Origin of the sequence: Neoroseomonas terrae (assembly GCF_018129025.1) — a bacterium.
Classification (GTDB): domain Bacteria; phylum Pseudomonadota; class Alphaproteobacteria; order Acetobacterales; family Acetobacteraceae; genus Neoroseomonas; species Neoroseomonas terrae.
In genome coordinates, this window is sequence record NZ_JAAEDI010000066.1 from 1 (window position 1) to 746 (window position 746).

The 746-nt window shown below is 68.2% G+C and carries 1 protein-coding gene; it reads left to right on the forward strand.

What is annotated here, in order from left to right; genetic code table 11:
* A partial coding sequence (locus tag GXW78_RS27695) for an OmpA family protein (RefSeq protein ID WP_211872152.1) occupies positions 1-746 on the forward strand: 746 nt, incomplete at both ends.

Consider the following 746-nt stretch of genomic DNA (forward strand, 5'->3'; position numbering starts at 1 on the left):
CCCCGCACGACCGGCACCGTCCGCAGCTACGGCCTGATGGCCAACGTGCTGTATGACTTCGTGCTCGGCCCGGTGGTTCCCTATGTCGGCGTCGGCGCCGGCTACATCTGGAACGACTACGACAGCGTTGGCTTCAACTACCGCGCCAGCAACGGTAATGCCGGCCAGGTCACCGCCGGCGGCACCAACGGCTCCTTCGGCTACCAGGCCATCCTCGGCGTCGGCTTCCCGATCGACGCGGTCCCCGGCCTGACGCTGGCCGTCGAAGGCCGCTTCATGGGCACGACGGGCGACGACATCGATGGCCGCGCCAATGCCAACGGCACGATCAACGGCGTGACGATCAACGAGCGCGAAGCGATCAAGTTCCAGACCGACAACTACAACTGGTCGATCCTGTTCGGCGTTCGCTACAACTTCGGCCGCGCCGCCGCCCCGGTCGTGGTCGCGCAGCCGGCCCCGGCCCCGGCCCGCACCTTCCTGGTGTTCTTCGACTGGAACCGCGACAACCTGACGGACCGCGCCCGCCAGATCATCGCGGAAGCGGCGCAGGCGTCGCGCACGCAGCAGGTCACCCGCCTCGAGGTCAATGGCTACACCGACACCTCGGGTTCGGCGCAGTACAACATGGGCCTGTCGATCCGCCGCGCGAACAACGTGGCTGCCGAGCTGGTTCGCCTGGGCATCCCCCGCAACCAGATCACCGCCCGCGGCTTCGGCGAGACCAACCTGCTGGTCCCGACCCC